The 24,247-nt window shown below is 54.8% G+C and carries 25 protein-coding genes and 1 riboswitch; of the genes, 3 read left to right on the forward strand and 22 right to left on the reverse strand.

The annotated features are described in order from the left end of the window. Positions 1-163 precede the first annotated feature (163 nt). The 14 genes from ACFWUB_RS04135 to ACFWUB_RS04200 form a co-directional block, all read right to left on the reverse strand. Positions 164-991 carry an undecaprenyl-diphosphate phosphatase gene (locus tag ACFWUB_RS04135; protein ID WP_020311492.1) on the reverse strand — a complete coding sequence of 276 codons (828 nt, stop codon included), beginning with the start codon at positions 989-991 and terminating at the stop codon, positions 164-166. 191 nt (positions 992-1,182) lie between these two features. Beyond that, the gene (brxF, locus tag ACFWUB_RS04140) at positions 1,183-1,650 is read right to left on the reverse strand and encodes a BREX-3 system P-loop-containing protein BrxF (RefSeq protein WP_020311493.1); all 468 of its coding nucleotides are present in this window, start codon (positions 1,648-1,650) and stop codon (positions 1,183-1,185) included. A gap of 112 nt (positions 1,651-1,762) precedes the next feature. Continuing rightward, entirely contained in the window at positions 1,763-3,067 is a 1,305-nt protein-coding gene (locus ACFWUB_RS04145) for a hypothetical protein (RefSeq protein WP_416184272.1), read from the reverse strand. Positions 3,068-3,271: 204 nt separating this feature from the next. Further along, positions 3,272-4,783 (reverse strand): lysine--tRNA ligase, encoded by a 1,512-nt coding sequence (lysS, locus tag ACFWUB_RS04150; RefSeq protein ID WP_020311495.1) that lies wholly within the window; start codon positions 4,781-4,783, stop codon positions 3,272-3,274. Between the two features lie 17 nt (positions 4,784-4,800). Beyond that, positions 4,801-5,289, reverse strand: a complete 489-nt coding sequence (gene greA / locus ACFWUB_RS04155; RefSeq protein ID WP_020311496.1) for a transcription elongation factor GreA — start codon at positions 5,287-5,289, stop codon at positions 4,801-4,803. Between the two features lie 106 nt (positions 5,290-5,395). Then, positions 5,396-6,394: a tRNA dihydrouridine synthase DusB gene (gene dusB, locus ACFWUB_RS04160; RefSeq protein WP_020311497.1), complete on the reverse strand. Its 999-nt coding sequence runs from the start codon at positions 6,392-6,394 to the stop codon at positions 5,396-5,398. Then, entirely contained in the window at positions 6,378-7,142 is a 765-nt protein-coding gene (locus tag ACFWUB_RS04165) for a type III pantothenate kinase (RefSeq protein ID WP_416184273.1), read from the reverse strand. The genes dusB and ACFWUB_RS04165 overlap by 17 nt, the downstream gene beginning before the upstream one ends. An 86-nt stretch (positions 7,143-7,228) precedes the next feature. Next, positions 7,229-8,197 (reverse strand): biotin--[acetyl-CoA-carboxylase] ligase, encoded by a 969-nt coding sequence (locus tag ACFWUB_RS04170; RefSeq protein ID WP_020311499.1) that lies wholly within the window; start codon positions 8,195-8,197, stop codon positions 7,229-7,231. A gap of 255 nt (positions 8,198-8,452) precedes the next feature. Continuing rightward, complete coding sequence (gene ftsH / locus ACFWUB_RS04175) at positions 8,453-10,501, reverse strand: ATP-dependent zinc metalloprotease FtsH (RefSeq protein WP_292299300.1); 2,049 nt, start codon at positions 10,499-10,501, stop codon at positions 8,453-8,455. A gap of 89 nt (positions 10,502-10,590) precedes the next feature. Continuing rightward, the gene (gene hpt, locus ACFWUB_RS04180) at positions 10,591-11,130 is read right to left on the reverse strand and encodes a hypoxanthine phosphoribosyltransferase (protein ID WP_020311501.1); all 540 of its coding nucleotides are present in this window, start codon (positions 11,128-11,130) and stop codon (positions 10,591-10,593) included. A 26-nt stretch (positions 11,131-11,156) separates the two neighbouring features. Beyond that, the gene (tilS, locus tag ACFWUB_RS04185) at positions 11,157-12,149 is read right to left on the reverse strand and encodes a tRNA lysidine(34) synthetase TilS (protein WP_020311502.1); all 993 of its coding nucleotides are present in this window, start codon (positions 12,147-12,149) and stop codon (positions 11,157-11,159) included. Further along, on the reverse strand, positions 12,146-13,069 hold the full coding sequence (locus ACFWUB_RS04190; protein ID WP_292281318.1) for a Ppx/GppA family phosphatase: 924 nt from the start codon (positions 13,067-13,069) through the stop codon (positions 12,146-12,148). Before ACFWUB_RS04190 ends, tilS begins: the two co-directional genes overlap by 4 nt. Positions 13,070-13,155: 86 nt before the next feature. Then, on the reverse strand, positions 13,156-13,605 hold the full coding sequence (locus tag ACFWUB_RS04195; protein ID WP_014015111.1) for a S1 domain-containing RNA-binding protein: 450 nt from the start codon (positions 13,603-13,605) through the stop codon (positions 13,156-13,158). A gap of 108 nt (positions 13,606-13,713) precedes the next feature. After that, positions 13,714-14,061, reverse strand: coding sequence for an FtsB family cell division protein (locus tag ACFWUB_RS04200; protein ID WP_020311504.1), 348 nt, complete (start codon positions 14,059-14,061; stop codon positions 13,714-13,716). A 164-nt stretch (positions 14,062-14,225) separates the two neighbouring features. Between ACFWUB_RS04200 and ACFWUB_RS04205 the strand changes: the two genes are divergently transcribed. Both ACFWUB_RS04205 and ACFWUB_RS04210 read left to right on the forward strand, forming a co-directional pair. Continuing rightward, positions 14,226-15,629, forward strand: a complete 1,404-nt coding sequence (locus ACFWUB_RS04205; protein WP_292261768.1) for an FAD-binding oxidoreductase — start codon at positions 14,226-14,228, stop codon at positions 15,627-15,629. 52 nt (positions 15,630-15,681) lie between these two features. Further along, positions 15,682-15,813: riboswitch (FMN riboswitch) on the forward strand. Positions 15,814-15,894: 81 nt separating this feature from the next. Next, positions 15,895-17,145 carry a bifunctional 3,4-dihydroxy-2-butanone-4-phosphate synthase/GTP cyclohydrolase II gene (locus ACFWUB_RS04210; protein WP_349173349.1) on the forward strand — a complete coding sequence of 417 codons (1,251 nt, stop codon included), beginning with the start codon at positions 15,895-15,897 and terminating at the stop codon, positions 17,143-17,145. Between the two features lie 162 nt (positions 17,146-17,307). On the opposite strand, the gene ACFWUB_RS04215 is transcribed toward ACFWUB_RS04210, so the two are convergent. Beyond that, entirely contained in the window at positions 17,308-17,976 is a 669-nt protein-coding gene (locus ACFWUB_RS04215; RefSeq protein WP_020311506.1) for a Crp/Fnr family transcriptional regulator, read from the reverse strand. 123 nt (positions 17,977-18,099) lie between these two features. On the opposite strand from ACFWUB_RS04215, the gene ACFWUB_RS04220 reads away from it, so the two are divergent. After that, positions 18,100-18,801: an ATP-binding protein gene (locus ACFWUB_RS04220; RefSeq protein ID WP_020724049.1), complete on the forward strand. Its 702-nt coding sequence runs from the start codon at positions 18,100-18,102 to the stop codon at positions 18,799-18,801. A 146-nt stretch (positions 18,802-18,947) separates the two neighbouring features. On the opposite strand, the gene ACFWUB_RS04225 is transcribed toward ACFWUB_RS04220, so the two are convergent. The 7 genes from ACFWUB_RS04225 to ACFWUB_RS04255 all read right to left on the reverse strand — a co-directional run bounded on the left by ACFWUB_RS04225 (position 18,948) and on the right by ACFWUB_RS04255 (position 24,244). Continuing rightward, the gene (locus ACFWUB_RS04225; protein WP_014015117.1) at positions 18,948-19,388 is read right to left on the reverse strand and encodes an Lrp/AsnC family transcriptional regulator; all 441 of its coding nucleotides are present in this window, start codon (positions 19,386-19,388) and stop codon (positions 18,948-18,950) included. A 129-nt stretch (positions 19,389-19,517) separates the two neighbouring features. Beyond that, entirely contained in the window at positions 19,518-20,465 is a 948-nt protein-coding gene (locus ACFWUB_RS04230) for an FAD:protein FMN transferase (RefSeq protein ID WP_020311508.1), read from the reverse strand. 117 nt (positions 20,466-20,582) lie between these two features. After that, positions 20,583-21,440 (reverse strand): RnfABCDGE type electron transport complex subunit B, encoded by an 858-nt coding sequence (gene rnfB, locus ACFWUB_RS04235; protein ID WP_292299305.1) that lies wholly within the window; start codon positions 21,438-21,440, stop codon positions 20,583-20,585. A gap of 21 nt (positions 21,441-21,461) precedes the next feature. After that, on the reverse strand, positions 21,462-22,034 hold the full coding sequence (locus ACFWUB_RS04240; RefSeq protein ID WP_020311510.1) for an electron transport complex protein RnfA: 573 nt from the start codon (positions 22,032-22,034) through the stop codon (positions 21,462-21,464). Beyond that, complete coding sequence (gene rsxE / locus ACFWUB_RS04245) at positions 22,034-22,657, reverse strand: electron transport complex subunit RsxE (protein ID WP_020311511.1); 624 nt, start codon at positions 22,655-22,657, stop codon at positions 22,034-22,036. Before rsxE ends, ACFWUB_RS04240 begins: the two co-directional genes overlap by 1 nt. A 2-nt stretch (positions 22,658-22,659) precedes the next feature. Further along, positions 22,660-23,211: an RnfABCDGE type electron transport complex subunit G gene (locus ACFWUB_RS04250; protein WP_292299306.1), complete on the reverse strand. Its 552-nt coding sequence runs from the start codon at positions 23,209-23,211 to the stop codon at positions 22,660-22,662. A gap of 1 nt (position 23,212) precedes the next feature. Further along, positions 23,213-24,244 (reverse strand): RnfABCDGE type electron transport complex subunit D, encoded by a 1,032-nt coding sequence (locus ACFWUB_RS04255; protein WP_416184274.1) that lies wholly within the window; start codon positions 24,242-24,244, stop codon positions 23,213-23,215. Positions 24,245-24,247: the final 3 nt, after the last annotated feature.

Here is a 24,247-nt window from a genome sequence, read left to right on the forward strand (position 1 = left end):
CAACCTGATTCAAAAAAAGGGGCTGTCGCACGTACGACAGCCCCTTTTTAGGGTTAGCAGCTAGTGGCTAGTGGTTAGGGGATGGCTTTAAATTTAAAGGTTTTCTCTGACAACTACAAGCTCCGTACTACAAACCATACTCGCATGATGGCAGGCCAACGCCCTACAGGATGAAGAAGTAGACGAAGGAAATGACGGCTACGACGAAACGGTAGTAGGCAAAGGATGCCAGCGTCGACTTGTTCATGAATTTCAGGAACCAGAGGACCGAGATGTAGGCGACGATGAATGCCGTAATGAAGCCGATGACGATCATGACCAGGTCGTTGCCGCTGAGGTCGCTCAGGCTCTTCAAGAGGTCATAGAAACAGGCGACGATCATGACCGGTACGGCGATGATGAAGGAAAAGTCAGCTGCTGCTTTCCGGCTGAGGCCCAGGAAAAGGCCGCCGGCAATGGTCGAACCGGAACGGGAAAAGCCGGGCCATAAGGCCAGGATCTGGAACATGCCCGTCAGGAAGGCCTGGGCAATAGTCATCTTTTCGACGTCGTTACAGACCGTCTTGGTATGGGACTTTTCAGCGACGAGCATGAAGATACCACCGATGATGAGGCCGATGATGACCGTCCCTGCCGAAAAGAGATAGGTCTTGATGGCGTGGTGGGCCAGATAGCCGATGCCCATGACCGGCACGATGCCGGCTGCGACGTGGGCCAGGGTCAGTCCCGTATCGGTGCGGAACCAGTTTTCCCGGCGGAAGAGGTCCCAGCAGCGGTACTGATGGAGCATGCGGATGAACTTCTCTTTATAGATGACGATGACCGACAAGATAGCGCCGAGCTGGATGAAGACTTCAAAGACGCTGGCCCGGGGACCGGTAAAGCCGAGCATATCGCCGACGAGAATCATATGGCCTGTCGATGAAACTGGCAAATATTCCGTGACCCCTTCGACGATACCCAGGATGACGGCAATAATATAATCACTCATGTTTTTAACTCCTTTTCGCTGAATACCTGATGAAATGTTTACAACAATACTAGAAAGTATACCACAATGGCAGGTAAAAAAAAAGTGCTGCCGCGCAAAGAGCTTTTCTTTGCGGGACAGCACTCATTCTAACAAGTATCTATGAAAAAACGATTGCGAAAAAATAACGAATCTTTAAATTACGCCTATTTTTATTCGTCGAGGCAAATGACGTGATTCGGGTTATCGATGACGAATTTAGCATATTTCGGATCGCCATTGTGTTCAAAATACAAAGTATTGCCTTCCAGGCTGCCGCGCCAGCTGACGATAATCGGGCATTCGCGGCTCAACTTCTTCAGCATCGCTACGGGGTCGAGGTTCAGGATCGGTGCGAACAGGAATTCAACATTATCAATCATGACAACACGGGCATTGAGACGATGAATGGCTGCCGACACCAGGGCAATGGCCTTATCCGGGCGGTCAGCGCGGGGGATTTCCAGGAATTCGTCATCAAAGAGTTCCCGGGCTTCACAGATTTTCCAGCCATCCTGGAATGTCAGTTCACGAATCAAGCTGCTCTTGCCGGAACCGGGTCCGCCAATGAGAATCAACAATTTTTCATCGTCCTGGGCAATGTACTTCCACCGTTTTAAAACATCTGCATCTGTAACCATGAAAATCACCTTCGTTTTCTTATATTATTTATTTTATTATACCTAACTTTCATCATATAAGTAAAGCATTTTTGCTATTTTATTTTGACATATGAAAAAACAATATGTATCATCATTTCAATCCATACCGTTCCATCGGGTCCTGGATGTTCTTGATCGGCGTCGACGTCAGGATGATGTCATCGACATAGGGCTCGTTGTGACGCACGACGATGACCAGGGACACGCCTTTCTGATAGGGACTGTCATAGTAATAGGCGTCGACGGATTTTTCTTTGTCCGGCCCCCATTCGACGCGGTCCGGCCGGCCATATAAGGCCAGGATCGTCGAGACATGATAACCCAGGGTCGCCCCGCGGCCAGTATAGGCATTATTCGTCAAGAGGAAGACTTTCTGCACGATATTGCGCCGGTCCACTTCGACGCCGTAATCGCCATAGAGCCAGAAGTTGCTGTTATTGCGCTTGACCAGGTTGGTCCACATGTTGTACTTGTTCGGCTCGAAAGGCTGGTTGAGGCCAAAACCCATGAGGGTAAAGTCCCGTTCGCCCAGTTTCATGCGGTCCGCCGGTTCGTCCCCCGTAATGTACGGCGGCCGCACGGGCATGAGGGCCACGCGTTCGATGCGGCGGTTGCCGATGGCAAAGACGTACATGACATCTTTCCGCGGACTTTCATAAGTGAAGTAATAGACATTGGCATCGGCATCGCGCAGGACCGAATCGGGCAGGCCATATTGGCGCAGCAGCACTTCGGCCGGATATTTCAGGCGTACGTCCCGGCCGATTAGGATGTTCGTCCCAGCCGACAGGAACATCGATTCCGCACCGGGCAGGACGGCTTTGCGCGTATCGGCACTGTGGCGCAGGCTGTCAGCCGTCTTGTTGCGGAAAGTAAAGCGCATCTTCAAGTCCTTGTCGTTGTACTGCATGGTCGTATAGTGGGTGCTGCGGGAAAACTTCGCCGGCGGCCCAAAAATGCGCTTGACCTTGGCCGGTCTGTCGCCGTGATGGATGCTGCCGATGTAAAAATCACTGGCCTGCAGGGGCGGAATGGTCAGCGTATCCAGCGAATCGAGGAGGACGCAGTCATCATCCGTCGGTACATGGGCCGTTTCTTTTTTGCTGTCTTTATTCTCTTTGCCGTCTTTATCGGATTTATCCGCTTTGCCGTCTTTATCGGATTTATCCGCTTTGCCGGTTTTGTCATCGGACTGGGGCGCGACGGCCTTGATGGCCTTATCGGCGTCCTTCTGGGCAGACGGAACGGTCCCGGCTTTCCCGCCGGCATCCACTGCGGCTGCAGTGGCAGTCCCGGTCAGGGCCTTTTCCGGCTTTTCAGCTGGTGCCGCCCCCGTTGCCGGCCCCCAGGCCAGGCAGGCAGCGAAGACCAGCGCAGCCATGGCTGTACATTTCATAGCGTTCCTCCTTCGTAGGATTGAGAAAACGGAGCTGTCCAATGAAGACAGCTCCGTTTTACGTTGGTCGCAGGCCGTTCATCGTTTGTCGCAAGGGAGCAAAAATAACAAGCCATCGCGATGAACGATGAACGACGAACGAAAAACTTTTAAGTCAAAGGAATCATGCATGATGGCAGAAACCTTCATGGAACCGTCCTTATCTTATTTATGCTGTTCCGGGCGGCTCAACGGGAAGAGGAGAACGTCGCGGATAGACGGGCTGTTGGTCAGGAACATGACCAGTCGGTCAATGCCGATGCCCAGGCCGCCTGTCGGAGGCAGGCCATATTCCAGTGCGCGGCAGTAGTCTTCGTCCATCTGATGCGCTTCGTCATCGCCGCGTTCCCGTTCCTTCATCTGTTCGATGAAGCGGTTGCGCTGGTCGATGGGATCATTCAATTCCGAGAAGCCATTGGCCAGTTCGCGGCCATAGATGAAGGCTTCAAAACGATAGGTCAAGAGCGGATTGTCCCGGTCCTGTTTGGTGAGCGGCGAGATTTCCAGGGGATGACCGGTGATGATCGTCGGCTGGATGAGGTTTTCTTCGACGAATTTTTCAAAGAAAGCGTTGATGATCTTGCCGACGCCATCGTACTGGCCGTATTCAACGTCGTGTTCGTCAGCCATCTTGCGGGCCGTTTCGACATCGGTAATGCCTTCAAAGTCAGCACCGCTGAATTTCTTGACGGCTTCGATCATGGTCATGCGGTCCCACGGCGGCGTGAGGTCGATTTCCTTGTCGATATAGGTCAATTTCATCGTGCCATAGAGCATTTCTGCCAGTTTGGAGACCATGTCTTCCGTAATGTTGATGACGTCTTCCAAGTCGCCATAAGCCTGGTACAATTCGACCGTCGTGAATTCCGGGTTATGCCGTGTATCGATGCCTTCGTTGCGGAAGCAGCGGTTCATTTCATAGACCCGTTCCAAGCCGCCGACGAGGAGGCGTTTGAGGTGGAGTTCCGGTGCGATACGCAGGTAGATGTCCATATCGAGGGCGTTGTGATGGGTCTTGAACGGACGGGCTGCAGCGCCGCCGGCGATGGTATGGAGCATCGGCGTTTCGACTTCCAGGAAGTGGCGGTCATCGAGGTATTTGCGGATGCCCTTGATGATCTTCGACCGTTTGATGAATGTGTCTTTGACTTCCGGATTGACGATGAGGTCGAGGTAGCGCTGGCGATACCGCGTTTCCTTATCGGTCAGACCATGGAATTTTTCCGGCAGCGGACGGAGCGATTTGGACAAGAGGGTCCATTTTTCGACGCGGATCGTCGTTTCGCCCGTATGGGTGACGAAGACTGTCCCTTCGACGCCGACGATATCACCGATATCGAGGAGCTTGAATAAATTGTACGATTCTTCACCGAGTACGTCTTTGCGGAAATAGAGCTGGATTTCGCCGCTCAAGTCGCGGAGGACGCAGAATGCAGTCTTGCCGTGGCGGCGGATGGCCATGAGGCGGCCGGCGACGCTGACGACGGTTTCATTCTTTTCCAGTTCAACGGCGTCATCTTTGACTTCCTGTGCATGATGATCCCAGTTGTATTTCTGACCGAAGGGATAGACGCCGGCGTCGATGAATTCCTGCATCTTTTCGCGGCGGACCTTCATTTGGTCATTCAATTTTTCTTCTTCAATAATGGGCGTTTCTTTTTCTTTCGTGTCCGACATGATATTCCTCCTAGGATTTATTCTGCATCAGGCGGCAAGATGCGGTATTTGATTTCACCTGCCGGTGCTTTGACGGTAACGATAGCCGGATTGGCAGCATCGATGACCTGGCCGAGGATGGCTTTCCCTACAGGAGATTCATTGGAAATGCGGCCGTTGAACGGATCGGCTTCTGCCGTACCGACGACGGTGTAATCGAAGCGGTCCCCCGTTTCGGCATCTTCCAGGATGACTTTGGAACCGAGGCGGACTTTATCCGAGCCATCATCGGTTTCCTTGATGATCTTAGCCGTGCGGATCTTGGCTTCCAATTCGGCAATACGGCCTTCGATGATGCCCTGTTCATTCTTGGCGGCATCGTATTCGGCGTTTTCGCTCAAGTCACCGAGGGCGATAGCTTCTTTGATGCGCTGAGAAATTTCAATGCGGCGGACCGATTTCAGTTCATTCAATTCATCTTTTAATTTCTGTAACCCTTCCTGGGTAATCAGCGTTTCGTTGGTCATGATATTCCTGCTCCTCCTGCGATATAATCACGTTTCAATATCATATCTTTAATTTATACCGTACTCTTAATTATATGCACATCCGTCCCTTGTGTCAATAAAACAGCTATGTCCCTGCCCGGCGCGCCTTGTCCATCATGTCGCGGACGATGGCTCGGAATTCGTCAGCCGAACCGGCCCGGTTGATGCGTTCGCGCAGGGCCGCCGAGCCATAGAGGCCGTGGGTATACCACGAGGCGTGGGAGCGCATCTCCCGGACGCCGATGTATTCACCTTTATAGGCCAGCAGGGCTTCAAAATGGGACAGCATCTGTTCATAACGTTCCATGGCCGTCGGCGGCGGCAGGACTTCGCCCGTCGCCAAATAATGGCGTATCTGCGGGAAAATCCAGGGATTGCCCTGAGCGCCGCGGCCGACCATGACGGCACCGCAGCCGGTCTGTTCCATCAGGGCTGCCGCCGACGGGCCGTCGACGACGTCGCCGTTGCCGATGACCGGGATGGATACGGCATCGACGACGGCTTTGATTTTCTGCCAGTCCGCCTTGCCGCTATAGAACTGTTCCCGCGTCCGTCCGTGGACGGTGACGGCAGCGGCACCAGCCGCTTCAGCCCGTTTGGCCAGTTCCGGCGCCGTAAAAGAGGCGTCATCCCAGCCGGTGCGCATCTTGACCGTGACCGGGATGGACACGGCGCCGACGACGGCACGGATGACTTTCTCTGCCAGGGGCAGGTTCTTCATCAAGGCCGAGCCGTCGCCGTTCTTGACGACTTTCTTGACGGGACAGCCCATATTGATATCGACGATATCGGCACCGGCTTCTTCGACGACGGCCGCTGCCTGGGCCATGACGTCCGGGTCCGAGCCGAAAATCTGCATGGACAGGGGGTGTTCCCCGTCTTCGATGTGCAGCAGTTCTTCTGTATGCTGGTTGCGGTAGCGGATACCCTGGGAACTGACCATTTCCGCGCAGACCAGGGCCGCCCCATAGCGGTGGGCGATGACCCGGTACGGCGCATCACAGACGCCGGCCATAGGGGCCAGGATGACCGGGGCATCGAGCTCGACCTTGCCGATGGCAAAGGGCTTAACGGTTGCGGTCATAAATGATTCTCAACCCTTCCAGGGTCAGCATGGGTTCGACGACGTTGATGGCATCCGTAGCCGGAGCGACGAGGACGGCCAGGCCGCCGGTGGCGACGACTTTAGCCTTACAGCCCAGTTCCTTGCGCATACGGGCGACGATGCCGTCGACTTGGCCGACGAAGCCATAGAAGACGCCGGCCTGCATACTTTCGACGGTATTGCGGCAGATGACCTTATCCGTGCGGACGACTTCGATACGCGGCAGTTTCGCCGTGCGCTGGACCAGGGCGTCCGTAGAGATGCCGATGCCCGGGCAGATGGCGCCACCGAGGTACGTCCCTTTCTTGTCGACAGCACAGAAGGTCGTCGCCGTGCCGAAGTCGATGATGATGACCGGGCCGCCGAATTTTTCATACGCTGCGACGGCGTTGACGATGCGGTCGGCACCGACTTCACGGGGATTGTCGTATTTGATGTCCATGCCCGTCTTGACACCCGGTCCGATGACCAGCGGCGTCAGGCCGAAATAGCGCTGGCACATGCGTTCCAGCGTGGGCATGACCGGCGGTACGACCGACGAAATGATGATGGCATCGATTTCATCGGAGTTGACGCCGTTCAAATAAAAGAGGTTGCGAATGAGGACGCCGTATTCATCGGTCGTCCGGAGGCGGTTCGTCGATACGCGCCAGTGGTCCATGAGCTCTTTTCCCTTGAAAATGCCCAGGACAATATTTGTATTCCCTACATCAATGACTAATAGCATAACTTTATCTCCTGCCTACTTTAAGTTGATAATACGCCTATTATAATAACAGAGTTTGCCTGTCTTGAATAGTCTTTACGGCTAAATTAAGCCGGACGGACATGAATATCCCCTGCCATGACGACTTCCACGCCTTCTGGCGTCGCGACGAGGAGATTGCCGTTCTCATCGATATCGACGGCTTTGCCGGAAAAGGTCTTGTCGATGGATGTGACCGTTACGTCCTGGCCCAACATGCAGGACAGGGCCCGCCATTCGGCCAGGACTGGGGCGAAACCGTCACGGCAGACGGTCTGGTACAGCCCTTCGATTTCCTTCAGCAGCGTTTCCAGCAGGGCCAGCCGGCTGACGCGGACGCCTTCGCGGGCAAAACTGGTGACGATGGACTGCAAATCCTTAGGCAGATCCTCAGCGGTGATACCCGTATTGACCCCGATACCCATGATGATGTAATTGACCTTTTCCGCCGAACCGTTTAGTTCGGTCAGGATGCCCACCATCTTGCGGCCCTTGACCAGGATGTCATTAGGCCACTTGATGCCGCAGTCCGTCAGGCCGTGATGGCGGATGGCCCGGGCCACGGCGACGGCAGCCAGGAGGGTCATCTTGGAGACTTCCATGGGCGGGATGTTAGGCCGCAGGATCAGGGAGAACCAGACGCCCTTGGCAAAAGGCGACAAGAATGAGCGGTTGATGCGTCCCCGGCCGCCGGTCTGTTCTTCGGCGACGACGATGGTCCCTTCCGGTGCGCCTTCATCGGCCAGCTTCTTGGCGACGTTGTTCGTCGAATCGACGCGTTCCCGGTAGACGATATGACGTCCCACGACTTTCGTCGAAAGCCCTTCTTCGATAGCCTGTTCCGACAGCAGTTCCGGCGCTTCGCGCAGACAATACCCTTTCTTGGTATACGACTCGATGACATAGCCCCGCTGTTTGAGGACGCGGATATGCTTCCATACGGCCGTCCGGGAAATCCCGAGCTGCTCAGAAATCTGCTGGCCCGATACGAATTCGTCCTTGTGCTGTATCAAAAAATCGAGAATGTCTTGTCTCATAGCAATCACCTCTGCCGCTGCCCCTGGCAGCATCCATTCAAAAAAAAGCGCTACTCCCTAGCGCATAACTCACCTATTCTATGTAGAAATTGTAACATAAACGATAACCCTGTCAAGGGGAGGTTAGGGTTAGTGGCTCGTGGAGAGCACCGCCAAATCCCAGGCGGGTCGCCCACGCGGCGACCCCTACTACAAACTGCAAACTTAATACTCAAAAAGGCGCTGTCTTCATGCGACAGCGCCTTTTTTCACTCTCTATTTTTCTTCGTCAGCCTTTTTTTCTTCTTCGTCCTTATCGGTCAGGCCTGTGGTCAGGCCGCCTTTGGGGACAGGGTTTCCCCAGGGGCTGATCTGTACTTCTGTCTGTTCGGCTTTGGGAGCTGCCGGTGCAGGTGCTTCTTCCTTGGCTGTCGGAGCGGCTTCGGAAACGGCTGCTGTGTCCGGTGTTTCGGCTTCTGCCGTTTCTGCCGGTGTTTCAGCAGTTTCTTTTTTAACGCCCTGCGGCCCTTCCAAGGTGCCGTATTTGACCAGGTTATCGACTTGCTGATGGTTGATCGTTTCGACTTCCATCAGGGCATTGGCCATATTTTTCAGCGTATCCAGGTGTTCCCGCAGCATGTGGAGCACGTCGGCATAGGCTTCCGATACGGTGTCGTGCATTTCCTTGTCGATGAGTTCGGCTACGCTTTCGCTGTAGTTGCGTTCGTGACCCAGGCTCTTGCCGAGGAAGACCTGGTCCTGCTGTTCGCCAAAGACCATGGGGCCCAGTTTCGGGCTCATGCCCAGGCGGGTGATCATCTGGTGGGCGATACGGGTGACGCTCTGAAGGTCACCGGAAGCGCCGCTGCTGATTTCGTTGAAAACGATTTCTTCAGCAGCCCGGCCACCGAGGGCGACGCGGATCTGGGCCAGGTAGTACGACTTCGTTTCATACGACCGGTCTTCTTCCGGCAGCATCATGGTATAGCCGCCAGCCCGGCCGCGGGGGATGATGGTGACCTTGTGGACCGGGTCGGCATCAGGCAGGAGATAGGCGATGAGGGCGTGGCCCGATTCGTGGACTGCCGTCAGGCGCTTTTCCTTATCGCTGATGACATGGCTGCGGCGTTCCGGACCGAAGCAGACTTTTTCGCTGGCTTCTTCCAGTTCAGCCATGTTGATGACTTTCTTATTAGCCCGGGCAGCCAGGAGGGCTGCTTCATTGAGCAGGTTGCCCAAGTCGGCACCGGTGAAGCCCGGCGTCTTCTTGGCGATGACGTCGAGGTCGACATCCTTGCCGAGGGGCTTGCCTTTGGCGTGGACGTCGAGGATAGCCCGGCGGCCGCGCAGGTCCGGCCGGTCGACGGTGATCTGCCGGTCGAAACGGCCCGGACGGAGAAGCGCCGGGTCGAGGATATCCGGACGGTTGGTCGCAGCGATGGTGATGATGCCTTCGTTGGAACCGAAGCCATCCATTTCGACCAGGAGCTGGTTCAATGTCTGTTCCCGTTCGTCATGACCGCCGCCAAGGCCAGCACCGCGCTGGCGGCCGACGGCATCGATTTCGTCGATGAAGACGATGCAGGGCGCGTTCTTCTTGGCCTGTGTGAACAAATCACGGACACGGGAGGCACCGACGCCGACGAACATTTCGACGAAGTCGGAACCGCTGATGCTGAAGAAGGGGACACCGGCTTCGCCGGCTACGGCACGAGCCAGGAGGGTCTTGCCGGTCCCCGGAGGGCCGAAGAGGAGCACCCCTTTGGGTATCTTGGCGCCAATGGCATTATACTTGCTGGGGTTGCGCAGGAATTCGACGATTTCCGCCAATTCCTCCTTCGCTTCGTCTTCACCAGCAACGTCTTTAAAGGTAACCTTGATCTTACCTTCCCCGTGCATCTTGGCATGGCTCTTGCCAAAGTTCATGACCCGGCCGCCGCCGCCTTGGGTCTGCTGCATGATGAAGAACCAGATGGCAATGAGGACCAGGATTGGCAGGACTGCTGTCAGCATGTTCATCCACCACGAAGGCTGTTCGGGCGGTTTGGCGATGATGTTGACATCAGCATCGCGCAGTGCCGGCAAGAGTGCCGAATCGGTCGGGGCATAAGAAGTAAAAGAGGTTCCGTCTTTCAGCTGTCCGACGATAGCGTGGTCGGCTGTGATCTGGACGGCATCGACTTTTTTCTGCTGCACCTGACTCATGAAATTCGTGTAAGAAATTTCCGATTTATCTGTCTTACTGCTGGTAAAGGCATCTATGATCGATACGGCGACGATGATGATGAGTAAGTATAAACTTACATTCCGCACAAATTTACTCAAAATATGGCTCCTTTCACTTAGTTTATGATAATGCTTTTTTATTCCAACCAATACAGTCTTATATTACCACACTTCTTCTAAAGTAACAACTACTTGGAATATACTTCTTCTTTCAAAATGCCAATGTACGGCAGGTTGCGGTAGCGGCTGTCGTAGTCGAGGCCATAGCCGACGACGAAGGCATCGGGGATTTCAAAGCCGTTGTAATCGACAGGGACTTCGACCTGGCGGCGGGCCGGCTTGCTGAGGAGGGTTGCCAATTTGACCGAGCGGGCACCCCGTTCCTGGAGCATGGGGACGAGATGGCTCAAGGTGACGCCCGTGTCGATGATGTCTTCGACGATGAGGACATCTTTATCCTTGACGTCGTTATCTAGGTCCTTGCGGATCTTGAGGACACCTGACGACGTCGTCGACGAACCGTAGCTGGAGCAGCTCATGAAATCGAAGTAGACCGGGCCGTCGATGCAGCGGGCCAGGTCGGTGAAAAAGGTGACGGCCCCTTTGAGGATGCCGCACATGAGGATGGTCTTGCCGGCATAATCTTTAGTAATCTGCGCACCCAGTTCGCGGACGCGGGCAGCAATCTGTTCTTCTGTAAATAAAATTTCTTTGATATCCTGATGCATCTTGTTTTCCTCCGTGAAAAAGTGAATTACCCCTGCCGTCCCCTGCGGGGAACGGCAGGACCCAGGCAGAGGGCTGTCCGGGTCGTATAAGCACAGGCCCGGCCGCACTGGAACTGTTTTCCAGCTCCTTTGGCGGCCAGGTCCCGTATCGTTTCAACATAATGAAAAGGCAGGTCCTGACGAGAGCCCGTCGCCTCCTGCCACAAGCGGCGGATGAGGCGCCGCTGCATAGCCAGCGGCTGGGCCAGCAAGCGCTTCTTGTCTAAAGCCGGTACGTCTTCGGGAAGGACGAGCTGCCCATAGAGTGTTTCGGCAGCGTCGTCCAGAAAGGCTTCGTCGGCCCTGACGATATCGGCCAGGCGGTTCAGGTCCGCCGTAATGGCCGGGTTATAAGCCTGCAGCTGCGGCAGCAGGTCCAGGCGTATCCGGTTGCGGCTGTAGCGCCGGCTGTCATTGGTTTCGTCGTGACAGACCGGAAGGTCCCGGGCCGCGGCATAGGCTGCCAGCTCCGCCTTGGTCACCATAAGCAGCGGCCGGATGATGTCGCCCCGCCTGGGCGCCATGCCGCAGAGGCCGTCGAGGCCGCTGCCGCGCAGGAGATGGAGCAATACCGTTTCGGCCTGATCATCGGCGTGATGGGCCACGGCAATGCGTTCGGCCCCGCAGGCCCGGGCCGTTTCCCGCAGGATGCGGTAGCGTTCGCGCCGGCCTACGGCTTCTTCCGACGCCTTTTCCCGCCGGGCCAGGGCCGGCACGTCGACGTACTGCCAGGCAAAACCGCAATGGCGGCGCACGGCTTCGCGCCGTACCAGGCTGACTTCTTCATCGGCCGCCCGGCGGATGCCGTGGTGGACGTAGCAGGCCGTCAAGGTCAGCCTATATAACGGGGCCAGGCGGCTCAGTATATCCAGCAGAGCCAGCGAATCGGGCCCGCCGGAGCAGGCGACGACCAGGGCCCTCCCCGGCTGCCACAGGCCGTGCTGCCTGCCGTAAGCGTCTACGCGGTCGACAAGGTTCACGACTGGCGGTCCCGGGAGTTCCAGGCCGCATCATGGAAGGAATGGCGGAAAAAGACGCCTTCCATGAGATCCCGTTCGCTGACGGTGATGGCCGGGATGTGATAGCGCTGGAGAAAGGACTTGGCAATGAGCAGGCCGGCGACGATGATGTCGCTGCGCTTGGGCTGCAGGCCCGGTACGTGGCGCCGTTCTTCCGGCGTCATGGCCCGGAGGCGTTCGATATGGCCGCACAGGGCATCATAGGAAACGCGATGGCCTTCGACTTTCTCTGCATCGTAGACGGCCAGCTGCAAGTCCATGGCCGCCAGCGTCGTCAGCGTCCCGCCGACGCCGATGAGCAGGTCCGGCTGGACCTGCATGGGCAGCCATTCCTGATAGCAGCGGTTTTCCAGATGGGCGACGGCCTGATGGCTCATGACTTCGCCCCGCGTAAAGCGCACAGCCCCCATGGGGTAGCTGTGGGACCAGCACAGGTCACCGCCGCGGCCGACGGCGACTTCACTGCTGCCGCCGCCGATGTCGATGACGGCTGCCGTCACATCGGGGCTGAGCGAGGCCGTAGCTCCAGTGAAGCTGAGCGACGCTTCTTCCAGGCCCGAAATGGCCCGGCAGTGCCAGCCGAAACGGGCCCGCACTTCTGCCAGGAAGGCCTGGCCGTCGATAGCTTCGCGGACGGCACTGGTGGCGACGGCACAGACCGGTACGCCTGTCAGCTGTTCTTGCCAGCCTTCCATGGCCGCAAAGGACGCTTCCATCCCTGCCGGTGACAAATGGTGTGTTTCATCGATATCTTTCCCCAGCCGCGTCGTCGCCAGTTCTTTCGGCGAAAAGATCCACGTGCCCGGGACTTCCTGCCAGCCCGTCATGAGTCGCAGGGAGTTGGAGCCGATGTCGATGACTGCATACTTCTGATACTCCATATCTGCTCCTTCCTGTAAACGTAAAAAGGCGCTGTCTTTGTGCAACAGCGCCCTTCTTTTTTTACCTTCCGCTATTCAATACGCACTCAATCAGCATGGCGCGCACCGCGGCCGCCGCGTTTCGATTCCGTATTGCGCTTCAAATCCATCAGGCGTTCATCGCTTTCCTTCAGGAATTTGCTGAGCCGGTCTTCAAAAGACAGCGAGCCCGACGAACGGCGCGAATCAAAGCCGTTATGCTGGCGGAATTCATGTTTCTGCCGAAAATCGCGTTTCGGACGGAATTCTTTCTTTTCCGGCGCCGGCTGGGTCTGTTTGATAGACAGGGCGATTTTTCCCTTATCGTCTACAGACAACACTTTGACGTTGACCTTGTCTCGAACTTTCAAAAAATCATTTACATCTTTGACATACTCATTAGCGACTTCAGAAATATGTACAAGACCTACCTTCTTATCCGGAAGCTCTACGAATGCGCCAAATTTTGTGATTCCTGTAACGGTACCTTCCATCACACTGCCTACTTCGATTGTCATGCTGTTTTGATTTCCTCCTTGTAATATCAGCATTACTGCTAAACGTATAAAGCCATTATACTCATAAATGCCAAAAAATTCAATCATCAAAATACAAAATATAGGGAATCACGGCTTATAGGGAATTTCATCGGGCTTGGCCAGGCCGAACTGTTCGCGCGCTTCCCGGGCGATTTCATCGGGATCATTCAGCTTGTCACGCCGTTCGCGAAGGCGAAGATTTTCGTCCCGCAAGGTCTGTTCCTGCTGCAGGGTCCGGTTCATGTCGTCATGGATTTCCCACAGCCTGTAGAGGCGGACGCCGATGAGATAGAAGCCGGCGACGATGATGGCCACGAGAATAAGATTATACCAGCTCATCTGCCGGAGCCGGATGAGCAGCCCTGTACGGCGCTTCCGGGGGACCTTGCGGCGCTTCTTTCGGCGCCGAGGCTGGCGATACTGCTTGGTTTCCACCCAATCACCCTTTCTAAGAACAAGAGACTGAAAAAGTCTTACCCTATAGTATACCGTGCTTTGCTGGCAAGATAAAGTTTTTTTGTAAAATTCCTTTTAAAATGGGCGGCAGTTATATATAATAGAGGCACGACATTTTGTATCTTATCCGAGGGGGAACACGTATGCACTATGAAAAAATAACGACAGAAATCCTGGAAAAATTAAAGGCCATCGTCGGCCCGAAAGACGTCGTCACCGACGCCGACGCCATGCAGCCTTATTCCCATGACGAAGTGACCGACCCGGCTTACCATCACATGCCCGAAGCCGTCGTCTTTGCCGAAACAGCCCAGCAGGTCAGCGCCATCATCAAGCTGGCCAATGCCTGCCACTTCCCTGTCGTCCCCCGCGGGGCCGGCACGGGTCTGGCCTGCGGCGCCGTCCCGGAATACGGCGGCATCGTCTTGTCGCTGGAAAAGATGAACAAGATACTGGAAATCAATGAAGACGGCCTCTATGCCGTCGTCGAACCGGGTGTACGCACGTCGGACCTGCAGGAAGCGGCCGAAAAGAAAGGTCTCTTCTACGCCGGCGATCCGTGCAGCGGCGACTCGTGCTTCATCGGCGGCAACATCGCCACCAACGCCGGCGGCAACCGGGCCGTCAAATACGGGACGACGCGCCACCAGGTCTACAGCGTGGAAGTCGTCAACCCGACAGGGCGCATCGTCAACCTCGGCGCGCGCCTGCAGAAACAGTCGACAGGCTATTCCCTGGACCAGCTGGTCATCGGCTCCGAAGGGACCCTGGGCATCATCACCAAGGCGACGCTGAAGCTCCTGCCCAAGCCGAAGTACGCCCTCGACCTGCTGGCCATCTTCGACGACCGCCGCCAGGCCATGGGCGTCGTCACCAAAATCATCAAGGCCGGCATCACGCCGACGTGCGTCGAATTCATGGACAACATCACCATCAAGTCCGTCGAAAAATACCTCAATGAAAATCTCCAGGGCAGCGACAACGGCAACTACGTCATCGTCGAAGTCGAAGGGACCAGCGAAGACGACCTGGACGACAAGGCCGTCATCCTCGACGAAGTCTGCACGGAAAACGGCGCGTCGTCAGTCCTCGTCGCTGACCACAATAAGATCTGGCAGGCCCGCAAGGCCTTTGCCGAAGCCGTCCGCGCCGAAAGCCTCATCGTCTGCAAAGAAGACGTCGTCGTCCCTGTCGACCAGGAAGCGGCCCTCCTCGACGAAATCCTGCGCCTGGCCAAGAAATACAACCTGGTCACACGTATCGCCAGCCACGCCGGCGACGGCAACATTCACTTGAACATCCTCAAGAATGAAGATGCCACCTACGAAGACTGGGACCAGCGGGTCAAGGCCAACCAGCAGGAACTGTACAAATTCATTTATGCCCACGGCGGCCGCCTGTCCGGCGAACACGGCATCGGCTACAAGCGCAAGCATTTGATGGAAGAATTCACCGATCCCGGCGAACTGGAAATGATGAAGGCCATCAAGAAAGCCCTCGACCCGAACGACATCCTCAACCCGGGGAAAATCTTCGACGTCGACTAACTTGCAAAAATGAAAGTTACCGTGTATAATACATAACAGAACTGAATAAAACGTATATCTTCAGGGCAGGGTGAAATTCCCGATCGGCGGTATAGTCCGCGAACGCTACGGCGTAGGAGCCATTGGCTCGTGATTTGGTGCGATTCCAAAACCGACAGTATAGTCTGGATGGAAGAAGATGTGGCGTGCTGTTTCTGCAGCGTGCCTTTCCTTGCATGTCAAAGCCCTGTGCCTCATCGCCAGGGCTTTTTGAGTACCACCAACTATGGACAATACAGACTTTAAGGAGGTCTTTATTTTGACTACAGAAAAACGTAAATTCAACACTATCGAAGAAGCATTGGAAGAATTACAGGCCGGCCACGTCATCATCGTCACCGATGACCCGGACCGCGAAAACGAAGGCGACTTCATCTGCGCCGCCCAGTACTGCACGACAGAAAACATGAACTTCATGGCCAGCCACGGCAAGGGCCTGATCTGCATGCCCATGAGCATCGAATATGCCCATAAGCTCGGCCTGCCCCAGATGGTCAGCGAAAATACAGATAACCACGAAACGGCCTTCACTGTTTCCATCGACCACGTCGACACGACGACGGGCATCTCGGCTGTCGAACGCGCCCTGACGGCCCGCAAATGCGCTGAAGAATCGGCCCGTCCCGAAGACTTCCGCCGTCCTGGCCACAACTTCCCCCTCGTCGCCAAACGCGGCGGCGTCCTGACCCGCAACGGCCACACGGAAGCCACGGTCGACCTCATGCGCCTGGCCGGACTCAAACAGGTCGGCCTGTGCTGCGAAATCATGGCAGACGACGGCACGATGATGCGCACGCCGGACCTCTGGAAAATCGCCGACGAATACGGCCTGAAATTCATCACCATCCACGATCTCCAGAACTACTGCCGCCGCCATGACAAACACGTCATCCGCGAAGCCGTCGCCAAGATGCCGACGAAATACGGCGATTTCAAGATCTACGGCTACATCAACGACCTGACGGGCGAACATCACGTCGCTCTGGTCAAAGGCGAAATCGGCGACGGCAAGAACCTCTTGTGCCGCGTCCATTCTGAATGCCTTACAGGCGACGTCTTCGGCTCCCGCCGCTGTGACTGCGGTGAACAGCTGGCCGCTGCCCTGACACAGATCAACGCCGAAGGCCGGGGCATTCTCCTCTACATGCGCCAGGAAGGCCGTGGCATCGGCCTCATCAATAAACTCAAAGCCTATGTCCTCCAGGAACAGGGCTACGATACAGTCGAAGCCAACGAAAAACTCGGTTTCGCTCCGGACCTTCGCGAATACTGGATCGGTGCCCAGATTCTCCAGGACATGGGCGCTAAAGAAATCCGCCTGCTCACGAACAACCCGGAAAAAGTCTACGGCCTCGAAGGCTTCGGCGTCGAAATCGTAGAACGCGTCCCCATCGAAATGAAACCCCAGAAATTCGACGAATTCTACTTGGAAACGAAAAAGAATAAAATGGGCCACATCCTCCCCCATCTGCATTAAAAGCGAGTAAAAAAGGCGCTGTCGCATGAAGACAGCGCCTTTTTTAGCAGTGGCTCGTGGCTCGTGGTTTGTAAGAGCCGTCCTGAAAGCCTTTCTGGCCCACCAGGTACCGATAGGGTAGCTGCCAGAATGGACAGCTTAGCTGGCGGCCCGCCGATTTCCTTAATGTTCCTGCCGCAAGGTGAATTTGTCCTTGTGGTAATCGATGAGGCCTTCTTTTTTCATCTTGCTCAGTTCGGCCGATAAGGCGCTGCGGTCGACGGAGAGGAAGTCGGCCATCTGCTGGCGGTTGAAAGGCAGGACGAAGGTGGCCTTCCCTTTTTTCCGGGCCATGTCGGACAGGTAGAGCATGATTTTCTGGCGCGTCGAGCGCTGGGTCAGGTAGCGTATCTTTTCCGTAAGGAGGCGGTTCTTTTCGGCCATCAGAGCCAGGAGATTGCCTGTAAAACGAGCCTGGTCCGGCGTCAGGACCTGACCGGCATGGAGGATGTTGCCGACATAGACCTGCATGATGACCGCATCCGAGGCGGCGACGACGTCGACCGTCGCCGGCGCGTCAGGCAGACAGGCAAAGGCTTCGCCGAAAAAGAAGCCTGCCGGGATCTGGGACAGGATATTGCGGTTCCCCCAGTAATCTTCCTGGATGATGTGGACCGCCCCTTCCAGGACCAGTCCGATATAGGGGACGGCATCGCCGGAATAAAAGAGGAATTCCCCTTTCTCATATTTTTTCTTGCGTACCTTCAAGCGCTGCAAGAGCGGCAGGACATCGGCTTCGGCGACGCCGTGGAAGAGCGGCGACGTTTCAATGAGGGAAAGATATTGTTCCATGGAAAGACCTCCAAAAAAAAGATGATAGTTGGAAAAACAACAGCTTATTTTTGCTCCATCGACTATACTTAGACCATAAAGGTCCCAAACCAGTTTGATGCATATACCACGATGGAGGAAATTATGATACGTAAAATTATACAGATTGATTCGAAAAAATGCAATGGCTGCGGCGCCTGCGCCACGGCCTGTCACGAAGGGGCTATCGCCATGGTCGACGGCAAGGCCCGTCTCATGCGCGATGACTACTGCGACGGCCTGGGCGACTGCCTGCCCCATTGCCCGACGGATGCCATCACCTTTGTCGAACGCGAAGCCGCTGCCTATGATGAAGAAGCCGTGAAACAGCACATGGCCGCCCAGGGACGGACCTACACCGGCCGCTGTCCGGGCAGCCAGGCCCGCAGCCTCGGCGAAACGCAGAAAAGGGCTGACGACGTTCCTGCCGGGCCGTCCATCTCCCGCCTGAGCCAGTGGCCGGTCCAGCTCAAGCTCGTACCACCCCATACGCCTTATTTCAACGGTGCCAGCCTGCTCATCGCGGCCGACTGTACGGCTTATGCCTACGCCCGCTTCCACGAAGATTTCATCAAGGGCCGCATCACCCTCATCGGCTGCCCTAAACTCGACGACATCGACTATGCCGAAAAATTGACAGAAATCCTCCGTCAGAACGACATCCACGACGTCACCCTGGTCCGCATGGAAGTCCCGTGCTGCGGCGGTCTGGAAATGGCTGCCAAAAGAGCCCTCGCACAGAGCGGCAAAGATATCCCCTTCGAGGTACGCATCATCAGCCTCGACGGGAAGATAATAAAAGGATAGTAAAAAGGCTTGCCGCGTAGCGGCAAGCCTTTTTATCGTAGGGGCCGTCCCAAAGGGCGGCCCGTTCTGGTTAGTTGTTAGCGGTTCGTCAATGTCTGCGTGACGCCCTTGGGGCATCCCCTACGAACTACGAGGCACGACGCTCTTTACACATTCCATTCTTCCTTCAGTGTCGACAGGCACATGAAGGTCTGGGACGAGGCGACCGTCGGGATTTCGTTCAATACCTGCATGAGGAAGTGTTCCAGGTCATCCGGTGTCTTGACCAGCACTTTGAGCAAGTAGTCAAAGGCGCCGACGACGTGGTGACATTCCAGGACTTCCGGGTACTGGACGATTTTCGAGCGGAATTCTTCGACATCGCCAGAGCGTTCGAGATTGACCATGATGAAAGCCGTCACGTTGTAACCGGTCTTGCGGCGGCTGATTTTGGCACCGTAGCCTTCGATGATGCCGTTGTGTTCCATCTTGCGGATGCGTTCGGCAACAGCCGGAATGGACAGGCCGACGACCTTGCTGATTTCCGTAGCCGAAGCTTTGCCATTGTGTTTGAGTATCGTTAAAATTTTGTCATCGATATGATCCATATGTAGATACTACCCTCCATAATTTCTAAAATTTACATATCTATTATCTTACAAACGAATGAAAAAGTAAATAGACTTAAAGATATTAATTTTTTTTCTGCTATACTTTTTACTTCTATGGAGGCTGGTTTATTCCGAATCGGAAAGATGGAAATCACTATTCAAATCAGAGAAATTATCGGCAAAGCCCTGGGTCATGTAGACGGCATTGTCACTGCCTGTGATTTCACAGTTGACGCCTTCCATGCTGCTTGCCAGTTCCATCCCCTTCTGCGGTCCCAGGACGAAGACGATAGTCGTCATCATGTCGCTGAGCATGCCTGCATGAGGTACGGAACCGTCGATGACGACAGAGTCGCTCATGACGCCGGACCGGGCGGGATAGCCCGTGCGGGGGTCGAAGATATGGTGGTAGCGGACGCCATCCTGGATGAAATAGCGTTCATAGTCGCCTGATGTGGACAGGGCCTGGTTCTCGATGGATACGATGCCCAGGAAGCTCTTGTCGTCGTCAGAGCGGGGATGTTTGATACCAATGCGCCAGGGCTTGCCCTTGGTCGTCTTGCCGACGGCATACATCGAGCTGGCGCCGAGGTTGATGAGGCCGCTTTCGATGTGGTGTTTTTCATAAATCTTGCGGATTTCATCGACAGCATAGCCTTTGGCCACGCCGCCCAGGTCGATGGCCATGCCCGGTTTAGCCAGCATGACGCTGTGGTCTTCCGGCCGCAGGAGGATGTCCTTATAGTTGACCTTCATCAGGGCCTGGGAAATCTCATCGGCTGACGGCACGTGCTGGTCGTCGTTGCCGATGCGCCATAAATTGGTCATGACGCCAACGGTAATGTCCCATTCGCCCTGGCTCTTGGCCGAATAATCCTTGGCGTATTCAATCATTTCATAAATGGCCGGGTCGACCTGGACGTATGCTTTGCCGGCAGCGGCATTGATACGGCTTACGTCGCTGTCTTCATTCTGTCCTGCCAGTTTGTCCAGCTGATTCAGGCGTTCAAAGCCTTCATCGACTGCTTCTTTGGCTTCTTTCCCGGACGCCCGCAGGGAGACCGTCGTATCCATGGCGACACCGCTCCTATCAAAAGAAGACTCCGGATGCAGACTGCATCCGGAGCAACTAAGGATGATGAGGAACGCCATGGTGAGAAGAACCCATACATACCGTTTCTTATCCATGTATTAACCTACGTTTTCTTCTTTCTTGAAAGAGCCTTTGATCATTTCGTTGATGGCACCAGTCGGGCACTTGGTCAGGCAGGTAGCATTGTCACAGGTATGGCAGATGTCCTGGTTGACGACGGCCAGATGGTCGATGATCTTGATAGCCCCTTCTTCCTGATGCGAGCAGTTACGCATGCAGGAACCGCAGCCGAGGCACAGGGCCTTGCAGTTCTTCATAGCCGGAGCGCCGAAATCTTTGGAGCTGCAGCTGATGCTGACTTTGGCACTGATCGGCAGGAGTTCGATGACGTGGTTCGGGCAGACAGAAGCGCATTTACCGCAGCCTGTGCAGAGCGTCTTGTTGACGACAGGCAGGCCATTTTCGTCCATGCTCATAGCACCGAACGGGCAGGCACGCGTGCAGTTGCCGAAGCCGAGACAGCCGAATTTACAGAATTTCGGGCCCTGCTGGACGATCTTAGCAGCCGCGCAGTCATGAACACCTTTGTATTCATAAGCGAGTTTGGCAATGCCATTGCCGCCGCGGCATTTGATGTGAGCGTATTTCGGTTCCGTAGCTTCAGCGACTTTGCCTGTCAACTTAGCGACGACAGCAGCGACTTCAGCTTTACCAGGAACACAGAGGTTAGGCGGAACGTTCGGGTCGAGGACGACGGCTTCCGCATATTTTGCACAGCCGGCGAAACCGCAGGCACCGCACTGGCCCTGAGGAAGTGCTTCTTTTACTTCGCCGATGAGCGGATTTTCTTCCATGGCAAATTTCTTATCAGCACTTGCAAGGATAAAGCCGAAGACGATACCGATGCAAACCATGACGCCGACAGCATACATAGCTATCGTTGTATAATCGTACATAATCTAATTCACTCCTTTGCCTTAAATCATACCGGAGAAGCCGAGGAAGGCCAGGGACATCATACCGGCGACGATGAAAGCGATTGGTGTGCCTTTCAGAGCGTGGGGAACAGCGGCATAGTCCAATTTTTCACGGCAGCTTGCCATGAGGATCAGAGCTACGGCGAAGCCGAGGCCTGCGCCAACAGCGAAGACGATGTTTTCCAAGAAGTTATAACCACTGGTGACACTGATGACCGGGACGGACAGGACGATACAGTTCGTAGCGATCAGCATGAGGTAAATGCCCCACATGTTATACAAGGTCGGCGATTCTTTCTTGATGACGATTTCCAGTAACTGTACGAAACTTGCGATCAAGATAACGAAGGAAATCGTGCGCAGGAATTCCAAATGAAGCGGTACCAGGACTAAGTTGTACAGGCACCATGCCAGGATAGTACTCATAGTGATGACGGCAGTGACGGCGAAGCCCATGCCGACAGAGGCGTTCAGGTTCTTGGAAACGCCGAAGAAGATACACAAACCGAGGAACTTGGTCAATACGAAGTTGTTAATCAAGACAGCCCCGATGAACAGCGTAAAGTATTCCATTATCCTTCACTCCCTTTCAGTTGTCTCTGTCTTTCAACATGTTCATTCCAGATCTTGAAACCAGCCATGATGAAACCGATGAGCATGAAGGCTCCAGGCGGCAAGGCCATGATCAGAGCCGGCTGATAGGACGGACCGAAGACAGGGATACCAAAGAAGGTACCGTTGCCGAGGATTTCACGGACGAAGGAAATGAGGAACATAGCAATGGTGAAGCCAATGCCCATGCCCATGCCGTCGAGGAAGGAAACGACGACGCCGTTTTTCGATGCAACCGATTCAGCACGAGCCAGGATGATAGCAAATACGACGACCAGGTCGAGGTATACGCCCAGGGCTTTGTACAGATCCGGAGCAAAAGCCTGTAAGAACAGCTGTACGCACGTTACGATAGTAGCGATACAGGTGATGTAAACAGGGATACGGACTTTTTTGTTGATCAGCTTGTGAATGATGGAAACGACCGTATTGTTAGCCGTGATGACGAACCATACTGTGCAGCCCATGGTCAGGCCATTGACGATGCTTGTCGTAACGGCAAGGCCCGGGCACAGGCTCAAGGCCAGGACGAAGTACGGGTTTTCTTCAATAATGCCTCTAGTAAATACTTTCCAAAGATTCATTATTATTTACCCCCTAACTCTGCTGCTTTCTGAACAGCCTGTTTAACGCCCAAAGTGAAAGCACGGGAAGAAATGGTAGCACCGGTCATAGCCTGGATTTTATCCTTTTCGCTAGCACTCTTGGTGACTTCCAAGTTTTCCAGTTTTTTGCCTTTGAACTGATCTTTAAACGGAGATTTAGCACCTCTGTCGCCGAGGCCCGGAGTTTCGTTGGCTTCGAGGACCGTGTAGTCCATAACCGTGCCATCCATGGAAACAGCCGTCAGCATCTTGATAGCGCCGCCGTAACCTTTCGGAGCCGTCGGAATGATATAAGCCACTTTCTTGCCGCCCTGTTCAGCGACGAAGGTATCTTTTTCGCCAGGGACGGGATCGAATTTTTCAGCCTGCGGAACGAGGGATTTCATGGAATCCTGTTTCATCTGTTCAGCTTTTTCATAGGCAATCTTGCCGGTAGCAGCATAGACGACGCCGATGATACAGCCGGAAACCAGGCAGGTCAGGATAAGGTTCATCGCAACCTTGAAGATTCCGCTTTCGTTTTTGTCTGCCATTTTATTTAGCCCCCTTTTTTACTGCGCCAAAGACGGTCGGTTTGACCAGACGGTCGATGAGCGGAGTCAAGGTATTCATGAGCAAGATGGAGTAGCAAACCCCTTCCGGATAACCGCCGAGAGTACGGATGAGGACCGTAATCAGGCCGCAGCCCAATGCGAAGATCATCTGGCCTTTCAGGGTAATCGGAGCCGTGACCATATCGGTTGCCATGAAGAAGGCGCCGATGATGAGGCCGCCAGCCATCATTTCAAAGATTGCAACGTTGACGCCATAGAAAGCACCCATGAGGACGCCGACGGTAGCGATCATGATGACCGGAACCTGCCAGTTGATGTAGCCTTTGTGGATCAGCCACAGACCACCGAGGATGAGGAGGACTGTCGACGTTTCACCGAGGGAACCGTTGCGGAACCCGAAGAATAAGCTCTGATAAATGCTGCCCCAATCGTTGGTACCGAAGAGATTGAAGAGAGCATCTACGCCGCCGTGTTTGAAGACGTTCAGCGGTGTAGCCCCAGCGACACCGTCGATGACGGTCCCATTGAGCTGGGTCCAGGTCGTCATGGCGATCGGCCAGGAAACCATCAAACCAGCACGGCCGACGTGAGCCGGGTTGAAGATGTTGTAGCCAAGGCCGCCCATGGCCTGTTTACAAACGACGATTGCCAGGAAGGAACCGATGATGCTCATCCACCAGGGAAGGCTCGGCGGGCAGCACATAGCCAGGAGAAGGCCCGTGATGACGGCAGAACCATCTTTGATGGTGACGCGTTTGTGCATCAGTTTTTCCCATAAGAATTCAAATACAACTGCCGAGACAATTGCGACGATGATATTGACGAGAGCATTGACACCGAAATAGTAGACGCCGAACGCAGCAGCCGGTACAAGGGCGGCGACGACATTCCACATGATCTTAGGAATGGTTTCGTTACAGCGAACATGCGGTGAAGATGCTACGGTAAGTTTAAATTCCTGCATGTCTTTAGCATCCTTTCCATTTGTTTGTCCTTTAGCTTCTGGACTCATGAT

The sequence above is a fragment of the Megasphaera sp. genome (assembly GCF_047831605.1).
Lineage (GTDB): Bacteria > Bacillota > Negativicutes > Veillonellales > Megasphaeraceae > Megasphaera > Megasphaera intestinihominis.

Excerpts from the sequence above, each read along its gene's own strand:
- ACFWUB_RS04135 (WP_020311492.1), bottom strand. The coding sequence starts at position 991 with ATGAGTGATTATATTATTGCCGTCATCCTGGGTATCGTCGAAGGGGTC.
- brxF (WP_020311493.1), bottom strand. The coding sequence starts at position 1,650 with ATGGTTACAGATGCAGATGTTTTAAAACGGTGGAAGTACATTGCCCAG.
- ACFWUB_RS04145 (WP_416184272.1), bottom strand. The coding sequence starts at position 3,067 with ATGAAATGTACAGCCATGGCTGCGCTGGTCTTCGCTGCCTGCCTGGCC.
- lysS (WP_020311495.1), bottom strand. The coding sequence starts at position 4,783 with ATGTCGGACACGAAAGAAAAAGAAACGCCCATTATTGAAGAAGAAAAA.
- greA (WP_020311496.1), bottom strand. The coding sequence starts at position 5,289 with ATGACCAACGAAACGCTGATTACCCAGGAAGGGTTACAGAAATTAAAA.
- dusB (WP_020311497.1), bottom strand. The coding sequence starts at position 6,394 with ATGACCGCAACCGTTAAGCCCTTTGCCATCGGCAAGGTCGAGCTCGAT.
- ACFWUB_RS04165 (WP_416184273.1), bottom strand. The coding sequence starts at position 7,142 with ATGCTATTAGTCATTGATGTAGGGAATACAAATATTGTCCTGGGCATT.
- ACFWUB_RS04170 (WP_020311499.1), bottom strand. The coding sequence starts at position 8,197 with ATGAGACAAGACATTCTCGATTTTTTGATACAGCACAAGGACGAATTC.
- hpt (WP_020311501.1), bottom strand. The coding sequence starts at position 11,130 with ATGCATCAGGATATCAAAGAAATTTTATTTACAGAAGAACAGATTGCT.
- ACFWUB_RS04190 (WP_292281318.1), bottom strand. The coding sequence starts at position 13,069 with ATGGAGTATCAGAAGTATGCAGTCATCGACATCGGCTCCAACTCCCTG.
- ACFWUB_RS04195 (WP_014015111.1), bottom strand. The coding sequence starts at position 13,605 with ATGACAATCGAAGTAGGCAGTGTGATGGAAGGTACCGTTACAGGAATC.
- ACFWUB_RS04205 (WP_292261768.1), top strand. The coding sequence starts at position 14,226 with ATGCACTATGAAAAAATAACGACAGAAATCCTGGAAAAATTAAAGGCC.
- ACFWUB_RS04210 (WP_349173349.1), top strand. The coding sequence starts at position 15,895 with ATGGACAATACAGACTTTAAGGAGGTCTTTATTTTGACTACAGAAAAA.
- ACFWUB_RS04215 (WP_020311506.1), bottom strand. The coding sequence starts at position 17,976 with ATGGAACAATATCTTTCCCTCATTGAAACGTCGCCGCTCTTCCACGGC.
- ACFWUB_RS04220 (WP_020724049.1), top strand. The coding sequence starts at position 18,100 with ATGATACGTAAAATTATACAGATTGATTCGAAAAAATGCAATGGCTGC.
- ACFWUB_RS04225 (WP_014015117.1), bottom strand. The coding sequence starts at position 19,388 with ATGGATCATATCGATGACAAAATTTTAACGATACTCAAACACAATGGC.
- ACFWUB_RS04230 (WP_020311508.1), bottom strand. The coding sequence starts at position 20,465 with ATGGATACGACGGTCTCCCTGCGGGCGTCCGGGAAAGAAGCCAAAGAA.
- rnfB (WP_292299305.1), bottom strand. The coding sequence starts at position 21,440 with ATGTACGATTATACAACGATAGCTATGTATGCTGTCGGCGTCATGGTT.
- ACFWUB_RS04240 (WP_020311510.1), bottom strand. The coding sequence starts at position 22,034 with ATGGAATACTTTACGCTGTTCATCGGGGCTGTCTTGATTAACAACTTC.
- rsxE (WP_020311511.1), bottom strand. The coding sequence starts at position 22,657 with ATGAATCTTTGGAAAGTATTTACTAGAGGCATTATTGAAGAAAACCCG.
- ACFWUB_RS04250 (WP_292299306.1), bottom strand. The coding sequence starts at position 23,211 with ATGGCAGACAAAAACGAAAGCGGAATCTTCAAGGTTGCGATGAACCTT.
- ACFWUB_RS04255 (WP_416184274.1), bottom strand. The coding sequence starts at position 24,244 with ATGAGTCCAGAAGCTAAAGGACAAACAAATGGAAAGGATGCTAAAGAC.